General features: G+C 41.9%; 17 protein-coding genes. 2 read left to right on the top strand and 15 right to left on the bottom strand.

Going from position 1 to position 18,073, the window contains the following annotated elements; translation table 11 throughout:
* Nucleotides 1-16: 16 nt before the first annotated feature.
* The 4 genes from E4635_RS11935 to mvaD all read right to left on the bottom strand — a co-directional run bounded on the left by E4635_RS11935 (nt 17) and on the right by mvaD (nt 4,030).
* On the bottom strand, nt 17-922 hold the full coding sequence (locus tag E4635_RS11935; RefSeq protein ID WP_135526929.1) for a pseudouridine synthase: 906 nt from the start codon (nt 920-922) through the stop codon (nt 17-19).
* A 51-nt stretch (nt 923-973) separates the two neighbouring features.
* On the bottom strand, nt 974-1,891 hold the full coding sequence (locus tag E4635_RS11930; RefSeq protein WP_135526928.1) for a geranylgeranylglycerol-phosphate geranylgeranyltransferase: 918 nt from the start codon (nt 1,889-1,891) through the stop codon (nt 974-976).
* A gap of 83 nt (nt 1,892-1,974) precedes the next feature.
* Nucleotides 1,975-2,913, bottom strand: coding sequence for a mevalonate kinase family protein (locus tag E4635_RS11925; RefSeq protein ID WP_135526927.1), 939 nt, complete (start codon nt 2,911-2,913; stop codon nt 1,975-1,977).
* Between the two features lie 34 nt (nt 2,914-2,947).
* Nucleotides 2,948-4,030, bottom strand: coding sequence for a diphosphomevalonate decarboxylase (gene mvaD, locus E4635_RS11920; RefSeq protein ID WP_135526926.1), 1,083 nt, complete (start codon nt 4,028-4,030; stop codon nt 2,948-2,950).
* Nucleotides 4,031-4,153: 123 nt separating this feature from the next.
* On the opposite strand from mvaD, the gene E4635_RS11915 reads away from it, so the two are divergent.
* Complete coding sequence (locus tag E4635_RS11915; protein WP_135526925.1) at nt 4,154-4,645, top strand: TspO/MBR family protein; 492 nt, start codon at nt 4,154-4,156, stop codon at nt 4,643-4,645.
* Between the two features lie 38 nt (nt 4,646-4,683).
* Here E4635_RS11915 and E4635_RS15855 read toward each other — a convergent pair whose 3' ends face one another.
* From E4635_RS15855 to E4635_RS11860, 11 genes are all read right to left on the bottom strand, one after another.
* A complete protein-coding gene (locus tag E4635_RS15855; RefSeq protein WP_246020764.1) occupies nt 4,684-4,857 on the bottom strand; it encodes an NAD(P)/FAD-dependent oxidoreductase in 174 nt (57 codons plus the stop codon).
* Between the two features lie 10 nt (nt 4,858-4,867).
* Nucleotides 4,868-5,743 carry a hypothetical protein gene (locus tag E4635_RS11905; RefSeq protein WP_135526924.1) on the bottom strand — a complete coding sequence of 292 codons (876 nt, stop codon included), beginning with the start codon at nt 5,741-5,743 and terminating at the stop codon, nt 4,868-4,870.
* Between the two features lie 223 nt (nt 5,744-5,966).
* Entirely contained in the window at nt 5,967-7,187 is a 1,221-nt protein-coding gene (locus E4635_RS11900; protein ID WP_135526923.1) for a BaiN/RdsA family NAD(P)/FAD-dependent oxidoreductase, read from the bottom strand.
* A complete protein-coding gene (locus tag E4635_RS11895; RefSeq protein ID WP_135526922.1) occupies nt 7,184-7,864 on the bottom strand; it encodes a glycerophosphodiester phosphodiesterase in 681 nt (226 codons plus the stop codon). Before E4635_RS11895 ends, E4635_RS11900 begins: the two co-directional genes overlap by 4 nt.
* Before the next feature lie 7 nt (nt 7,865-7,871).
* On the bottom strand, nt 7,872-9,281 hold the full coding sequence (locus tag E4635_RS11890; RefSeq protein ID WP_135526921.1) for an alpha-amylase family glycosyl hydrolase: 1,410 nt from the start codon (nt 9,279-9,281) through the stop codon (nt 7,872-7,874).
* A 142-nt stretch (nt 9,282-9,423) separates the two neighbouring features.
* Nucleotides 9,424-10,038 carry a hypothetical protein gene (locus E4635_RS11885; RefSeq protein WP_135526920.1) on the bottom strand — a complete coding sequence of 205 codons (615 nt, stop codon included), beginning with the start codon at nt 10,036-10,038 and terminating at the stop codon, nt 9,424-9,426.
* Between the two features lie 73 nt (nt 10,039-10,111).
* A complete protein-coding gene (locus E4635_RS11880) occupies nt 10,112-13,522 on the bottom strand; it encodes a hypothetical protein (RefSeq protein WP_135526919.1) in 3,411 nt (1,136 codons plus the stop codon).
* Nucleotides 13,523-13,619: 97 nt separating this feature from the next.
* Nucleotides 13,620-14,171, bottom strand: coding sequence for a hypothetical protein (locus E4635_RS11875; RefSeq protein WP_135526918.1), 552 nt, complete (start codon nt 14,169-14,171; stop codon nt 13,620-13,622).
* 108 nt (nt 14,172-14,279) lie between these two features.
* The gene (locus E4635_RS11870) at nt 14,280-15,533 is read right to left on the bottom strand and encodes an aspartate kinase (RefSeq protein ID WP_135526917.1); all 1,254 of its coding nucleotides are present in this window, start codon (nt 15,531-15,533) and stop codon (nt 14,280-14,282) included.
* A 4-nt stretch (nt 15,534-15,537) separates the two neighbouring features.
* Nucleotides 15,538-16,011: a GNAT family N-acetyltransferase gene (locus E4635_RS11865; protein WP_135526916.1), complete on the bottom strand. Its 474-nt coding sequence runs from the start codon at nt 16,009-16,011 to the stop codon at nt 15,538-15,540.
* 4 nt (nt 16,012-16,015) lie between these two features.
* Nucleotides 16,016-16,849 carry a M48 family metallopeptidase gene (locus E4635_RS11860; RefSeq protein ID WP_135526915.1) on the bottom strand — a complete coding sequence of 278 codons (834 nt, stop codon included), beginning with the start codon at nt 16,847-16,849 and terminating at the stop codon, nt 16,016-16,018.
* Nucleotides 16,850-17,058: 209 nt separating this feature from the next.
* Between E4635_RS11860 and fbp the strand changes: the two genes are divergently transcribed.
* The gene (gene fbp / locus E4635_RS11855) at nt 17,059-18,060 is read left to right on the top strand and encodes a class 1 fructose-bisphosphatase (protein WP_135526914.1); all 1,002 of its coding nucleotides are present in this window, start codon (nt 17,059-17,061) and stop codon (nt 18,058-18,060) included.
* The last annotated feature ends 13 nt before the right edge of the window (nt 18,061-18,073 follow it).

Raw genomic sequence — 18,073 nt, 5'->3', positions numbered from 1 at the left:
AAGTTTATAGGGAAAACTAGATGTTTTTCAAATTAATTATTTCCTGTTCCGTAAGAAAACGCCAATTGCCGCGTGGCAAGTTCTTTTTGGTCAGGCCGGCAAAAGCAACCCTGTCGATTTTGATCACATCATACTTGAAATTTTCAAAAATGGCACGCACCACTTTTACATTTGCCGTGCGTAGTTTCAATCCGATTTCTGTTTTAGGCTCGTTTTCGATATAACTGATTTCTTCCACAAACAACCTGTGCCCGTCAAGCGTTACGCCATGGGATATTTTTTCCAGGTCTTCGAACTTTAAATTCTTATCCAAGGAAACCTGATAGATTTTGGAGGATTTCTGATTTGGCAGGCTGAATTTACGGATCATGTCCGTATCGTTGGTAAACAACAGCAAACCGGTTGTGTTTTTGTCCATTCGGCCTACTGCCTGGATTTTGGCATTGGTGGCACCGCGAACCAATTCTGCAACATTTCGGTGCATATCGTTTTCATCAAACGAAGTCGTAAAATTTTTCGGTTTGTTGAGCAGCAGGTATTCCTTACGCTCAGGTATTAGAGTAACGCCGTCAAAATTGACCACATCTCCTTGCTTTACCATATAACCCATTTCGGTCACAGGAACGCCGTTTACCTTGACATTGCCGGATTGGATGTAAATATCCGCATCACGGCGGGAACATGCCCCTGAATTGGAAATGTATTTGTTCAGACGGATTTCTCCATCGTTTTTAGGTCTTTTTGCTGTCGGATTGGGCTTCTTGGCCACTTTATCCGTTACCTTATCATCAGCTTTTGCAGCCGGTTTCGCTTTTTTTGCCCCTTGGGCCCGTTTCGGCATGGCAGGTTTCGGCTTATTAGAACCTGGCCTTGAGCTGTTAGGTCTTGAACCACCTCTTTTATTGCCTCCTGAATTATTCATAACTTCATTTATTTATGCAAAGGTAATGAATTAGGATTTGCTTTTGGAAATTTAAATTTTCAACAAGGCCCTTCCGTTGAGCAAAACGGACGGATCGATCAGCAAAATACAAAAAACCCCGGCCACAATAAGGGATTTAAGGATGTTATGCAATTGCAGGTATTCTTCCTGGGTTTGGGATTTCCAGAGCTTCAGCAAAAATAAAACCAAAACGATCAGGCTGATGTAAAAGTAAATATCCATATAGCCTACGTCGTATTTTTCAATTAAGATATACACAGGGATTATAGTGGAAATTGTTAAGAGGGTAATAATCCGTTTGGATGTTTTTTCCCCGAAACGCACCGGAATCGTTTGGTAATCATTGGCAATATCCCCTTTGATATTCTGCAAGTCCTTGATCATTTCCCGGATTAAAATCAGCAGCAGCAAAAAACTGGCATGGGCAAAAATAACATGGTAAAAATTCTTGAAGTACAACAAAATACCAAAAAAAGGCAGGACAGCCAGCAAAGAAGCCGTCAGGTTCCCGACAATAGGGTATTTTTTGAGTTTATGGGAATAAAACCAGATCATAAATATGTAAGCCGCGAAAAAAAGTGCGGCGCGCCATGAGATGATATACGCCAAAGCAGTAGCCAGGAAATTCAGCCCGAAATACACCTTGAGTTTGGTTTTCTGGCTGACCAGCCGATCCAACATCGATTTGTTTGGCCGGTTGATCAGGTCTTTTTCCGAATCGTAAAAATTATTGATGATATAACCCGAGGCAATGGTCAGTGTGGAAACAAAAACGATGATAAACAACCTCCAGTCCAGGATGACGTCCAAAGCCCTTTTCTCAGGTGCCAAAATAAATATGGAAGACAGGTATTGCGCTAAAACGATAATGAAAATATTATAACCCCGGACCACAGAAAAAAGACTGAGGACCTTCATTAAAAGTAATTTGGATTTTCGTGTTAGCATTCTATTGGATGTCTAAAAATTATAAGCATTTAAAAGTATATAACTCTTAGATAATCTCGCAGTCATGATGCTATAAAATTGTGTTAAAACTGATAGACTACTTCTAATTTGTACTCTTTTAGTGAAGCCCTGGCCTTTTCCAGGTCTTGTGTAAAGCCCAGGATGTAGCCGCCACCGCCCGATCCGCAAAGTTTTAAGTAATAATCGTTTGTATCGATGCCACGCTGCCAGACCTGGTGGAATTTTTCAGGAATCATAGGCTTGAAGTTGTTCAGGACCACTTTTGAAAGCTTCTTGGTATTGGCAAAAAGGGATTTCACATCGCCGTGAAGGAAATTCTCCACGCAGGCATCCGTATATTTGATGAATTGGGATTTCAGCATTTTCCGGAATCCTTCCTCCTTTAGTTTTTCCATAAAAATACCTACCATCGGGGCGGTTTCCCCAACAATACCGGAATCAAGCAGGAAGACAGCACCTTTGCCATTAGCACTTTGTGTCGGGATTCCCGTAGCTTCTATATTGTCTTTCGAATTGATCAGGATCGGAATACTCAGGTAACTGTTTAAAGGATCCAACCCGGAGCTTTTGCCATGGAAAAACGATTCCATTGTAGCAAAAATAGCCTTGAGCTGCAATAATTTTTCTCGTGTTAAATTCTCTAAAACCGTAATTTTATTATGGGCATATTTATCGTAAATAGCGGCCACCAAAGCACCGCTGCTTCCTACGCCGTAGCCTTGCGGGATACTGGAATCAAAGTACATACCCCGTTCGACATCTGTTTGTAATGCCGTACTATTGAAAGTGACCAATTCCGGTTGCTCTTGTTGCAATTTCTCCAAATAGGAAGCAAATCTTTTCAGGCTTGCATTCGATTTTACCGCCTCATCCGATAGGTTCCCATCCACTTTCAGGGCACCGTTATAAAAATTATAAGGAATAGACAACCCTTTAGAATCACGAATAATCCCGTATTCCCCGAAGAGTAAAATTTTAGAGTAAAAAAGAGGTCCTTTCATGTGTATTACAGATTTGAGACGATAAATATACAAATTATATTGATTGGGCGCCCACTCCAATTACATCGCAAATGTACTGACCATTTTGACAATAGCCAACTAATTCGTCCTGAATAAATTGCAAAACTTTTTCTTTTACATTTTCGGGGTAAAGGACATGCACATTCGCGCCGGCGTCAAGGGTAAAACAAACCGGTATTTGTGTCTGGTTCCTGAATTTCCAGATGCGGTTGATGATTTCCAGGGTGTTCGGTTTCATTAGGATGAAGTATGGCATCGATGTCATCATCATGGCATGCAGGGTCAGGGCTTCGCTTTCGGTAATCTTAACAAAACCGTCAATATCGCCATTTTCCAGGATGCGCTTCATGGCTGATAGATTATCGTGTGCCTGGAGAAAACGCTGTTCGGCAAACGGATGCCCAAACATCAGGTCATGGCCAACCGTGCTCGACACTTGTTTTTCCCCCTTGTCAACCAATAAAATGGTATCCTGGTAATTTTGAAAATGAGCGTGGACGGAAGGAAATTCAACCCCGAACAAGTCTGAACTACGTTCAATTTCATCATGTTTCCCCCAAACGACCACCTTTCCTTTAACGCTCCGGCAAGCACTTCCCGAACCCAAACGGGCCAGAAAAGAAGCTTTCCGGTAAAAATATTCCTCCGAAATTGACGGATCCAGTGTTTTTTCCAAACTCATTATATTCATCGCCAAGGCAGCCATCCCGGAAGCAGAAGAAGCAATACCGGAACTGTGCGGGAATGTATTTTGGGTGTCGATTGTAAAATGAAAATCCTTTAGGTAAGGGCAATAGTCAAAAATGCGTTCCAGGAACTTTTGTATTTTCGGCTTAAAATCCTCTTTTGGTTTCCCTTCAAAAAGCAAATCGAATGAAAAATCCCCATCGTTTGCTTTTTTGGCAAATGCCAGCCTGGTAACCGTTTTGCAGTTATTGAGCGTAAAACTGATGGATGGGTTGGCTGGAATTTGTTTGTCTTTTTTCCCCCAATATTTCACCAGGGCAATATTACTGGGTGCTGACCATTCAAAAATTCCATTTTCAACCGAAGCGGTATAATGTGAAGCGATAAAATTATTTTCAGGCACAGGCATATAAATTAGTGGAACAAATCATTTAAAAAAATTTGCGCAAAGATACTTTTTTTTGATAATTCGTTGGTTTTTTAATTAGTTTATTATTTATTTGTTGTAGGTATAATCTTAAAATTCAACATCTTGAAGAAAATTAACTATTCTAGAACTATAATATCGATGGCTGTCTGCTCCTTGATTGGGGTAGTATCCGGCTATATTACCCAGTCTTCCGTAACCATCTGGTTTTCAAACATCGAGAAGCCATTTTTTAACCCGCCGCACTGGACTTTCATACCCGTCTGGATCATTTTGCACGTTTTGATGGGCTATTCTTTTGCCCAGATCTGGAGCCGGGAACCGGTAAGCCCCAGAAGTAAAAAAATAGTGAATAATGCCATGATTATTTTCGGTATACAATTGGCACTCAATTTTTTATGGACATATATTTTTTTCGCGCTGTGCAATCCCTTTTTAGCGTTAATCGAAATCCTATTGCTTTGGCTGTTCATTTTTGAAACCATAAAAGCATTCTATGTCATAGACCGTTATGCCGCAAGATTATTACTTCCCCAATTGGCTTGGGCCAGTTTTTCGGCTGTCCTTAACGGCGCCATCTGGTGGCTGAATTGCTAAAAAAACTGTAACCTACTTATTTCCCCCCAAATCAGTACTTACTCTCCGGTTACCGAATTCACCACAATAAACCCGCTTGTCCAGGCATTCTGGAAATCAAACCCGCCTGTAATGCCATCAATATTGACAATTCCACCAGCTAAGTTACTATTGTACGTTAATCCATAAAAAAAGAGCCATCCGCCGGTAACGAACAGCTCTTGAAAATTCAAATCCTAAAGATTAATAATGGTAAAAGCTACAGTCTCTTACAGAGTTGGCAAAACTACTTACCAAAACCAATGTTGTCGGCGTATTCAGATCGTAAATGTTTTTATCTACAACCACATAATATTTTGATGTCATCGGAGGTGCGTTAAAATAGTCTTTTGCTGTAAAAGAGCTTAAATTTCCTAATCCGGGGATTAAAGTTGTCGTATTTGTCGGTGCAGTTATCAGTGGGCTTGCCGTATCTAAATCAACATACGTTAAAGCTGTCATCGCCGGTGGGTTCGGAAATTGAGATGCCACAGAAAGTGCCGTATACAAACGAATGAAAGAATTGCCGGTGGCCAGTGGCGCAATCGTAAATCTTCTTGGTGCTGTAGGCGTCGTTGGGTAAGTATACAGCAAAGTAGCATTAAAATTCCCTGCATTGTATGTCAATTTGTAGATACTGCCTCCGCGAAGCGCAAATAGTTTGTTGATATCGTCATCCAACAGCTCGATCTCATCCATTATAATATCGTTGCCTCCATATTTTATAGGCCCAGCAGTAGATCCTAAACTACCTGATTCATAGTAGACCCAAGATTGTGTTGTCCCTACTTTTTCCAAAGTTGCCAAATCATCATCGTAGGCGCCCACACCATGATATAAATGATTATTGAATGAAGTCCCTGAAGTGAATAAAGCCGTATTGAAATCGTATTTCTTCCTTAACAATTCCTGGTTCAGGGTTTCGGCACCCAAGGCATAATTAAAAGTAAGCGCCTTGTTCGTATTTTGTGCAACCACATTTTTTTCCTCAGTATTTTGTACTAAAGACTCTTTCTCGCAGGAAACAAATGTAATGCCCATTAAAGCAAGGAATGCAATTCCATAAACTGTTTTTTTCATGTTATTATTTTTTAAGATTAGTCTTACGAAACTAAAACAGACCAATATCAAAAAAGAATGAAAAACAAAATTTGTGACAAAACACCTACAAAAAAGTGATTAACTTTAAAACTCTTAGCTTTTTAAAATAGTGCATAGGGACGAACCGTAGCTTTTTTGGGATGGATTTCCCACGCCGGCTTTACCGAAAAAACATAGGCCTGAAAAAAAGAAGGAACAGCAGCTATTTTCCAATTGCTATGCTATTGGCTACAATAAACCCGCTTGTCCAGGCATTCTGGAAATTAAACCCGCCTGTAATGGCATCAATATTGACAATTTCACCAGCTAAATAAAGTGATGGCAAAATTTTGCTTTCCATGGTTTTGAAATTGATTTCCCTTAAATCGATACCGCCGGCAGTCACAAATTCTTCTTTAAAAGTACTTTTCCCGTTCACCTGAAATTCAGCATTGGTAAGTTGACTGGCCAAATCAGTTAATTGGTTTTTAGTCAGGTCCGCCCATTTTGTTTCGGCTGTAATGCCCGATGCCAAAACAATGCTTTCCCATAAACGGTTGGGGAATTCGAACGGTGATTTCTTGGAAACCGCTTTTCTGGAATGTTCGATTTTCAATTCCTTAAGCAGGCTTAAAGTTTCTTCCTGTGTTTTATCATGCAGCCAATTGACCTGAATGGCAAAGTGGTATTTTTTATCCGATAATTCCCGGGCGCCCCAAGCTGAAAGCCGCAGGATTCCAGGCCCGCTCATTCCCCAATGCGTGATTAGTAAAGGCCCGGAAGCCTCCAATTTTGAATTTTTCACCTTCACCGAAGCCAAAGCTGAAACTCCCATTAAATCTTTGATCCTGGCATCTTTTATATTAAACGTAAACAACGAAGGCACCGGATCTATGATCGAATGGCCCAAATCGCGAAGCATTTCCCAGATTTTGGGATTGCTCCCTGTGGTCATGACCAATTTCTTGCAGGCAAATGTTTCATGGCTGGTTTCTACTTTCCAATACGTTTCGCTTTTGAATATATTTTGTACGCTTTGCCCGGTCAGCACATCGATTCCGAGTTTTTTTACCGAAGCCATAAAGCAATCTATAATGGTTTGCGAAGAGTTGGACACCGGGAACATTCTTCCGTCGTCTTCAATTTTAAGCGCTACGCCATTCCTTTCAAACCATTCTATTGTATCGCCCGAACAAAACTGATGGAACGGGCCCCGGAGTTCTTTTTCGCCTCTGGGATAAAATTTAACCAGGTCATCCGGCACAAAACAGGCGTGGGTCACATTACAGCGGCCACCTCCGGAAATCCGGACTTTGCCCAACACTTCCTTGCCTCTTTCTAAAATAGCGACACGGAGTTTCGGATCGTTCTCCACAATGTTTATAGCCGAAAAAAAACCTGCAGCACCGCCGCCAACAATAATTATATCGTATTTTGAATTCATAATCTATCCGGAAAATCGGAAATAATCCCATTTATATCATACTCCTGTAACCGATGAATATCCTCTTGGTGGTTCACTGTCCAGGTAAAAACCTTAAATCCCTTTTGAACGGCCTCCTTGCAGTTTTCCTCCGTCAATAAAGAAAAATGCGGGTGAATGGCTTTCGCCGATAACTGCATGCCCCATTCCAAAGCCTGTTCGACACTGGCTTGTGTGAGGACCCCTAAATTGATTTCCGGATTCGAAGCACACACTTTTTCGAGTTCTTCCTTCTGGAAACTCGAAACCACAAAGTCATCGTAAAGCCAGCCTTTTTCCCGGACGTACTGCTCCAGTAACGCTGTGGCCGGCTGCGCTGTCCCGTGTCCTTTAAGTTCTACATTTACCCAGCATTTCCGATCGATAAAATCCAGGACCTCAACCAACGTTGGAATACTAAATTGACCGGCTACTTGCAAGGTTTTTAATTCTGTGAGCGTTAATTTATGAACTTCACCGGTACCGTTTGTCATTCTGTCCACCGTAAAATCATGAAAAACAACCAATTCACCCGATGCACATACATGCACATCCAGCTCGACTGCATCCACGCCTAAATCCAAAGCCGTTTGAAAGGATTCGAGTGTGTTTTCGGCCAAATGCCCTTTCGCCCCGCGGTGTCCTATCTTCTGTACCATCAAAAAATTATTTCGCGATCCATATTTTATATTCCCAAGGTTTGAAATGCAATGTCTCTCCTTGTGCCAATGTGATTTCCTGTTGGGTCATGTAATCTGTAAAGGTTCCTTCGGTTTCTACCGTAAAAGAGCTGTTTTCCTTGTTTAGGTTTGCTACGAAAATGATTTTCTTATTGTTTTTCGTTCTTTCAAAAGCCAGTATCTTATCATCAGAAGAAGTTGCCAGGCGTTTGTAAGCGCCCGGTTTTTTACCGCCGTTCAAAGCCTCGTTTTGCATTTTAAGCTTGCCGAGTTTCTCATACACACTAAACATTTTTGACAAGGAATGGGCAATGGTGTCTTTTTCGAAAAGTTTCAGCCTTTTATCCGAATCGTATTCCTGTCCGTTGTAAATAAGCGGCATCCCGGGAACCATGTACGTCATGGCGGCGAAAACTTCTACCGCATCACCCATGCGCTCGTATTCGGTACCGTTCCAGGAATTCTCGGCATGGTTGGATGTGAAATTCATCCTGACGGCATTCCCCAAGTGCAGGCTGTCTCTTTTGAAGGCATATTTGTCCCAGTCTTTTACTGTTTTTTTCCCTTGGGCAATCCCATTGAAAATATAATGCGCTTCCCAGCCGTATTGCACGTCGAAGGCTTTTTGGGACAATTCTTCTTTTTCGGCTTCAGCCAATAAAAATACCGGCTTGATTTTGTTGAGTTCCGCCCTGGCACTGTTCCAGAAATCCGTAGGCACTTCGGCCGCTACATCACACCTGAAACCATCAATATTGTAGGTGGTGAGCCAGTATTTCATTTCTTCCAGCATCGCTTTGCGGAGATTGGGGTTGCTGTAATCGAGTTCAGCAACATCCGTCCAGTCAAAAGGCGAAACCATCTGGCCTTTGGCATCATGACGGTAAAAATCCGGGTGCTGCGTAATCCAGGGATGGTCCCAGGCCGTATGGTTGGCAACCCAATCCAGGATTACATAAATACCGTTTTGGTGTGCCGTTTTTATTAGTTTTTTAAAATCTTCCGGAGTCCCGAAATCCTTGTTCAGGCTACGGTAATTCTTGACGGCGTAAGGATTGCCCAGGTATTTTGCTTTTTCAAGGCTATCGGTTATTTGTTCAACTGACAGATCTTCTTTCGCCTTGCGGTTCTTGACTCCAATTTCATGGACGGGCATCAGCCAAAGGATCTTCACGTTCATTTTCTTCAGCTTTGGGATGTCTGATGTAAAGGCATTGAAAGTCCCTTCAGGCGAATATTGGCGGATATTGGCTTCGTATAGTACCGCATTTTCCATTAAAGCAGCGGTAACCGGCTGGATGTCATTTTTAATTTTGCCTTGCTGGCTGACGGCTTTCTCTTTTTTACAGCCAAAAAAGGCAATCAATATAAGTGCGAATAGAACTATTTTTTTCATGCGTGTTATGGAAACAAAATATTGCTTTTTATTTTTTCCAAAAATACGATTAAATAACCAAACCCATTTATTTAAATTCAAACTTTCCGGATAACAAAAAGCCCTGCAAATGCAAGGCTTTTTCATTCATAAGCAGGAAAAATTATTCTACCTGACCTTCATCTATATAGGTTTTATTCCCATTTTTGTTGATATAGTATTTACCACCGCGCGGGCCTGTGTACACTTTTCTTCCTTTGTATTCCCCGGTTACTTTGTCGGTAGTGTTCGGATTTGCTTTTTCGTTGGAAACCCTTTCTTTTTTAACAGTCGTTTTGGCTTTGGTTTCCGTTGCCTTGGCTTTGGCTTTAGCCGCTTTTTCTTCCGCAACTGCTTTATCTTTTTTGGCATCCACTTTGGCTTTGGCCACCGCTTTCTCTTCTTTTACTTTGGCATCGGCTTTGTTGCTGGCTGTTTTGGCTTTAGTGACTGCTGTTTTTGTTTCCTTTTCGGCTTTGGCTTCGGCTTTTTCCTTGTCTTTTTTAGCGTCTGCTTTGGCTTTTGCTTCTTTCTCTTTGGCCTTTTCCTTGGCTTCTTTTTCTTTCGCTTTGGCTTTGGCTTCTTTTTCCTTGGCTTTTTCTTTTTCTTTTTTAGCGTCTGCTTTGGCTTTGTCTACTTTTTCAGCGGCTGTTTTGGTTGTTTTTTTAGTTTCTGTTTCTTGTGCATAGTAGCTATTTGAAAAAACAAATACTAAGCATAATAATAGTAATTTTTTCATAATTAATACAGTTTTAATGATTTTGGTATCTGTTAAAATTACTAATTTTTTTACACAAAAAACAGCACGAAGGCTAAAAATATGCTCTCAATTGTATATTGCCGGTGTGTACGGTCTGGCTGGTTTCGCTTTTCCTCCCCTGGTAATTGATATTGATATCGAGGTATTGTGTCAAATTTTTCTGGACCAACAACCGCCAAATCATATTTTTGCCGGCCTGCAACCCTTCAAGCATCTGGAAAGCCACCGGTGAAAATTCATTCCCGGAAAAAGCATTGTCATAAAAAGAAAATTCGCCATTTAAGGTTAGTTTTTTCTCGCTGGCAAAACTAAAAGACGTTCCAAACCTGTTTTGCTGCAGCGATTCCCTGTTACCGAGCCTGTTGCCTTTCTGCTGCCTTTCATAAAAAATATCCAAGCTTGCATTTTTAGTGAACAGGTATGATATTTTTGGTTCTAATTGCTGCCCGTCAATGTCGAAATTACGGCTGGCATAATTTTCAGAAGTAATACTCGAACTGAATACTTTCCCAGACATGGAAAACAGCCAAAACCGTTTGTACAAATGCGCATACTGCAACTGGTGCGATCCGCTTTTACTTTCCTGTGCCCCGGAAGACTGCAGGCTTTTTAACCGGTTTGCAATAAAAGTATAGGTAACCGAATGGTTTTGCTTTCCGCGGTTGAAAAACAAACTGTTCCGGACACTTGAGTTCAGCCCCAGCAAATCTTTGTCATTGGTCGCAAACGGGTTCAGGTCGAAATTATCCTGCTCCCTTCTGATTTTCCGCTCGATCAAATACGAGGACTGGTTGTAAAAATGCGACAGGACTTTCTTAAAACCTGTTTCGCTTTGCCACTGGATAGGGCTTAACGTCAGGGATTGTGAAAATTTATTCTGATGTGTTTTGATAAAAATCTGGTTCGGAAGGAAAATTTTCACATACCGGGCCTGGTCCGGAAAGGGTGCGATCTCAAATTCCTGCAATTCCTGAATACCGTTGCCATTGTAATCATTCCAGGCATATACGCCCTGCCCTGCTTCCACTTCGAGGAAACTGAATTCCTGCTGCGGGATGGTTCCCGAAGTGGTTTCATACGCTGTAGTAGACTGGATCAGCTGGTTGAAGAAACGGTCATTGTACAGCAGCCTCGAATTCAAGGAAGGTTCGTTGCCGCGCAAAGCGTCTTTAAACTTCAGGTTCCTGTAATTGACAAAAACGGACAGGTCGCTTTTCTCGGTCTGGATCAATTTCGATTTCAGGTAATACGATTGCGATGTATTGACCCGTGCCAATTGCCCGGATTGCAAACTATCGTTTACCCGGTTGAGATACCCCAGTTCCACGAACACTTTGGTCGAATCGCCCCTGCCCAAAAAAGCCCCGAATTCTGAAAAACGCTGGCTCAATGATGATAACTGCCCCGTTGCCTTGCTTTTTTCCTGGTTGTTTTCATGGCGGAAACTCCCGCCGATCCAATTCTTTTTAAAATGGTATTTCGCTTGTGACCGGTTCCTCAAAAATGCCGAAGTCGAAAGGCTACTGTTGCTGTCCAGGAAACTTCCGTCATTGGAAAAAACCCAGTTTTTATTTTTAAAATACCCCGAAACCACCTGGCGGCTTCCTGAAAAACTTTTTGAGAAATCCAATTTCTCGAACTGATACCTCCAATTGGATTTCCCCGGAAGGTCGAATGCCAAACCGGCGGTAATGAAACTTTGGTTCCCTAACGGATCAACAAGGTTCCAGTCCCGGTCAAATTCGATGGTGAACAATCTTTCTATCGTTTTGAAATTTTCCTGTGCGAATTGGTAATTCCCAAAAACATCCACATTCCATTTTTTAGAAAGCAACCGTTGTTTAATATTTAGTTTCCCTGCCAGGCCTTGATTGTTATTGTCATCAATGCCTGAAAACAGGTTTTTGTCATTATTGCTGATGCCCAGTTCAAAATCGAGGCTGGTTTTTTCGCTTGGATTATACTTTCCGAGAACGGTGGCAATCTGGAGTTTGGTTGGGGCGACTAATTTAATGATCGGTTCGTAACTTCCTTGTGGCACACCGGCAATGGGCTCGGTATATTTGAAAACACGACCGTTAGTTATGGTATTGGAAACGATATAATTCCCTAGGTTATTCCCCACAAAACTGAATTTGACACTAAACAAAACATCTGTCGGATTGGTAGAATATTCAAAAGCCTCCACTCCGCTGATCATGACTTTTTTGTATAAAATCTTGTTGTCCGAATACGTATCCGCTACCGCAGATTGCGCATTCATCAAATTCGGATCATCACCCGCCGCAACCAGTATCTGAGCCTGTTCCGGAGAAAGGTTTTGCTGCAGTGGCTGGTTTTTCACATCGTTTTCAGAATAAAGATAGCCCCCCAGGCTCCATTTCTCCTGCTCATGATTAACACCTCCATAGGTTACAAAACGGGTATAGTTCCTGTCCGAAAATTGGTATTCTATGGTAATACGCATTTCTGAAGTTATGGGATACAGCGAGGTAAAGGTGACTTCCCCAGCATTGTAATCAATCACGTATTGGTTGTTTTCCCCACGACTGAGCAGGATCCCGTTTACGAAAACCCTTTCGGAACCTGAAATAACCAGGATGAAAAGCTCTCCGTTAGGCCCTCGTAATTTATAAGGCCCCTGGTTGCCTTCCTGGCCCACAAAACTGCTTTTTGCATATTGCCCGCGTACCAAAGCCGCCGAAGCATATACTTCGGTTTTTTTTTCCGGTGTCCCGAAAGTAAACTGCGTAGCCAGTCCCTGTACTTTTTTATTGAAATTCAAAAAGCGTGATTTCCTGTTTTCCAAAAAAAGATCGCCGGCACGCACGCTCCACCTATCACTGAACAATTCGATGAAAATCTGGTCAAATTCATCCAGTTTCTGAGAATAGCCGCCTTCCTGCAGCGGAATATTGCTATCCTGGAGAGAAGCCCTCAAACTGACCTTATCGGATAATTTCCCGGTAATCTGAAGGTCCAGATTAGAGTTTACAGAAGTATTTTGGTTATTTCCTATAGATATGCCCCTGGAAATGCTTCCGGAAGTGGTCAAACCGTCAAAAGGAGTGAATTTTTTAGCACTTTCCCGGGTCACTTTGTATAAATTCCCCAAACCGCTGTTGTTGCTTACGACTCTGCTTTTGTCATAAATCGTATATTCTTTGGTTAAATAATCGGGGAATTTCAAATACCTGACGGTTAACGTATCTGAAGATTGGTAATTTTTGCCAAACACTACTATTGCTTTCGAAAAATCAACTTTATAAAAAGCAGTATCAATGGCTTGTCCTTTGGCGTCAAGCAACTTAAAGAAACTGGCATTGATGCTCACACTGTCGATCCGGACGGAATCGCGGGAAACGGTAATCTTTTTTGAGCGGTACGGAGAATCAGTTTCCTGAGCCAAGATACTCAGCGAGAAGAATAAGAATAATGGTAAAAGATACTGTTTTCCAAGCATAAAGAAAAAAACTCCAAAACACCAAAGATATTGTAATAAATAAAAAAAAGCTATTTTATGTTTTGGAGTCAAAACCCAGGCTCAAAAAAGCATGGATTTATTTCATCAAAGTGACATGTCCTGATTTTGTATGTTTTCGGCTTACCGAAACCAAAACGGTACAAACCCCGTCTGCGCAACAGCTGTTCGAAACGGTTCGTGAACTGGACCTGGAAGCAGCGGTTTTGGCACCTGTGTTGGATTTTATGTTCCAGGAAAAGGCATACGACTGGTCTTCACTTCCCAAGGAATTAAGGGTAAGATCACTCAAAAGAAATGGTTTATGCTGCCTTTTGCCGGTAGCCATCCCGGAAGCGGCATCCCTGGGCGAAGTAATGGTATGGCCCGTTGGTTCGACCACGCTGGTCGTAACTACTGTAGTAGCAGACATTTCGTGCCAGTCGTCCATGGCCATGGTTTTCAAAACGGTACATGCTCCGTTTCCGGTCAAAACCATTAACGGTTCAGGGCTATTCGGGAAAACAATTACGCAAGATCCGTCTCCGGAATTGCTTTCGTAAATTTTTATCTTGCCTTCCTGTGCATATAGTGTAACCTGAACAAGAAAAAAGAAAACAACAAACCATTTTGATGTAAGTAATTTTTTCATAATTATTTGGTTTTAAATATTTTACCACATAAAATTACGACTAATAATATACTTACATCAGAATAGTTTATGCTGTTTACCGGTAATTGTTATGATTTTATCGATAAATTACTCTTTGGCGACAATCTGCATCGTTTCCCGGCTTAATTGCTTTAAGAGGACCGTTTTGTTCTTTTCGACCATTTCAGAAGCCTTCGCATCAAAATGGCGGATGGTATACAGCGACACGTTTTCGTTATAAGATACCTTGAATTTTTTGGACAGGACTTTTTTCAAGTCATTGAAATTCCCGAATTTATCTTCAATACAAACCGAAAAACTGATGGCAGAATTCTGGATAAGGCTGACCCGTATCTTGAACTGATGCAACAGGCTGAAGATCTCGCTGATGTTTTCTTCCATGATAAAAGAGAAATCTATGGACGAAAGCGACAGCAGCAATTGGTTTTTTTTGAGGATGAAACAAGGTAGTTTCGGTTCCAAATCCTGGCCTTTGGAAACACTTGTGCCAGGGAGCAAAGGATTTACAAATGACTTGACAAACAATGGGATTTCCTTTTTCTGTAAAGGTTGAAGCGTTTTTGGGTGGATAACGCTCGCTCCGTAAAAAGCCAGCTCGATCGCTTCGCGGTAGGAAATCTGGTTTAATAACGTGGCGTTTTCAAAATATCTCGGATCGGCATTCATAACGCCAGGCACGTCTTTCCAGATCGTTACGCTTTCCGCGTTTAGGCAATAAGCGAAGATGGCCGCCGTATAATCGGAACCTTCCCTTCCCAATGTTGTGGTAAACCCGTTTTCGTCAGAACCTACAAAGCCCTGGGTGATGAACAGTGATTTTTTCTTGGCGATCTTGGCGATGTTCTTTTGGGTGATTTCCCAGTTTACTTCGGCATCACGATAGGTATTGTCTGTCTTGATATAATTCCGGACGTCCAGCCATTGTGCCTCGATCCCGCTATACTTCATAAAATGGCATAAAATCGTAGTGGAAATGATCTCGCCGTAACTCACTATCTGATCGTATACAAAATTGTAATTCGGTGATTTATTGCTTCTGACAAAATATTCCAAATCTGCAAAATGTTCATTTACCGCCCAGAAAACCTCATGCTTTTCATCATCGAACAAATCCAGTAAAATCTGGTTATGGTATTTTTTTACTTCTTGGATGGATGCATTGAGGTTGGCTGATTTTTCAAAATAGTCCTTAATGACCACTTCCAGGGCGTTGGTTGTTTTTCCCATGGCCGAAACCACAAGCAACACTTCTTCATACCCAACTTTTTGTAAAACGTCAAATACGTTTTTGACACTTTCAGCATCTTTTACAGAAGCTCCACCAAATTTGAAAACTCTCATTTTATTATAATTGTTGTAAAAAATTATGTATTCCTTTTTCGTCCATTTGGACCACTTGCCAGTCATCCAGGATCCTGGCGCCGGATTTGATGTAAAAATCGACAGCCGGTTTATTCCAGGCCAGTACATTCCATTCGATGCGGCGGACATTGTCCTTTTCTCCCTGCCTGATGATTTCCGAATACAGGTCAAGGCCTATGCCGGTGCCCCGCATTTCTTCTTTTACGATCAGGTCCTCCAGGTGGATGGTCCTTCCTTTCCAGGTGGAATAACGATAGTAATACAGGGCCATCCCAACGATTTTAGCATTGACTTCTGCCACAAAGGTATGGAAGAGCGGTTTTTCGCCAAATCCGTCACGGATAAGGTCTTCCACAGTTACTACTACGGCTTCCGGTTCCTTTTCAAAAACAGCCAGTTCTTTGATTAATTCCAGTACAGAAGGCATGTCTTCCCTGGTCCCAACTCGTATATTCATTTTATTATTTCTTCTTTTTAGTTGTTTTTGCTGCTGTTTTTTTCACTGCTTTGACATACGGTTTGTATAATTTGTCTGCAATGGCTTTGTTTTTTGCGTCTTCCGCTCTTTGTTTAGGTTCCGGATGGGAACTTAACATCCTGGTAAAAAAGGAAGATTCGGCGCCTTCATTGAGTTTGGCCAGGATTGTGAATGCCGATTCCACCGCATTGACATTGTAGCCGTGGCGTTTCATAAAATCGTAGGAATACGTATCGGCTTCGGTTTCCTGCTGACGGCTGTGGCGGCTGTCTATCATGGCATTGCCGATTTGACCAAGCTGGCTTTGGGTCAGTTTCGCTACTTTATCGGATTGTGAAGCTACGGCGTCCAGCAGGGCTTCTTTTTTATAGGCCGCCTTGACTGCATCCCTGGAATCATGATTGGCCACATGGCCTATTTCATGTCCTATGACCGCCAACAGCTCGTTATCGTCCATAATATCCATCAATCCGGAAAAAACACGGACACTTCCGTCTGCGGTAGCAAAAGCATTGACGTCTTTGGTCAGGTAGACTTTATAATTCAATTTTAGCCCGTTTTCATTGCTGTGCTTGCCAAAAATCTTATTCAATCGTACGGTATACGGGTCTTTTGGGCCGGCTATTTTATTTTCGGCGTCCATTTTGACAACCGCTTCTTTCGATAAACTCGCGGCATCTTCATCACTAAATGTAAATCCTGTCACTCCTTTCTGCAGTGCTCCCATAGCCTTTTCGCCTAAATTGACCTGGGCGTTGGCCATCGGAAAACCGAACAAAACAAATAATGCAGCTGACAACAATGATTTTCTTTTCATAATTTTTACTTTTTTGTGAAGAACAAAGATAAAATAAGTTCATTTGATTTAGTTGATGCGACAGGGCAAAAAAAATCAATATTTTCTATTTTTTTGTGAAATAACATTGTCATAATCACAGCCGGACTTATGAAATAACCATGGTGGCGAGTGTTCATTATTCAAAATAAAATGATGATATTTGCAAAAATAACTACAACGATTACAAAATGGAAGAACGCAACAAGACCTTAGGGGAATTTATCATTGAGAAACAATCTGATTTTCAATACTCTTCGGGTGAATTATCCAGGATCATCAACTCCATCAGGTTGGCGGCAAAAGTGGTAAACTATAAAGTGAACAAAGCCGGTTTGGTAGATATCATCGGAGCTGCGGGAGACCAGAACATCCAGGGCGAAGACCAGCAAAAACTGGACGTGTATGCCAATGAGGTTTTTATCCAGACACTGATAAACCGTGAAATCGTTTGCGGGATCGCTTCTGAGGAAAACGACGACTTTATTACCGTTGCCGGTTCAGACAACAGCCATAACAACAAATATGTAGTTTTGATGGACCCACTGGACGGTTCTTCCAACATCGATGTGAATGTTTCGGTAGGTACTATCTTCTCTGTTTTTAGGAGAGTGACACCTATGGGAACCCCTGTTACATTAGAAGACTTCCTGCAACCGGGTGTCAATCAGGTAGCGGCGGGTTATGTCATTTACGGGACTTCGACCATGCTGGTGTATACTACAGGCCATGGTGTGAACGGTTTTACACTGAATCCTGCCATCGGGACTTTCTATCTTTCGCACCCAAATATGCAATATGCCAAAGACGGAAGCATTTATTCGGTAAACGAAGGGAACTATATACACTTCCCACAGGGTGTAAAAGATTATATCAAATATTGCCAGTCTGAGGAAGGCGACCGCCCGTACACCTCAAGGTATATCGGAAGTTTGGTATCGGATTTCCATAGGAATATGATCAAAGGTGGGATTTACATTTACCCGACGAGCTCGAAAGCACCAAAAGGGAAACTCCGTTTGCTTTACGAATGCAATCCTATGGCGTTTATTGCAGAACAGGCCGGCGGAAAGGCTTCGGACGGATACAACCGTATTATGGAAATCAAGCCGACCGAACTGCACCAACGCGTTCCTTTCTTCTGCGGAAGCCTTAACATGGTGGAAAAAGCGGAAGAATTCATGGCCAAGTAAAACCATACCGTAT

Origin of the sequence: Flavobacterium humi, assembly GCF_004745595.1 — a bacterium.
GTDB classification, from domain to species: domain Bacteria; phylum Bacteroidota; class Bacteroidia; order Flavobacteriales; family Flavobacteriaceae; genus Flavobacterium; species Flavobacterium humi.
The sequence above is the reverse complement of the archived record's forward strand: the minus strand, read 5'-3'. Positions and strand labels throughout refer to the sequence as shown.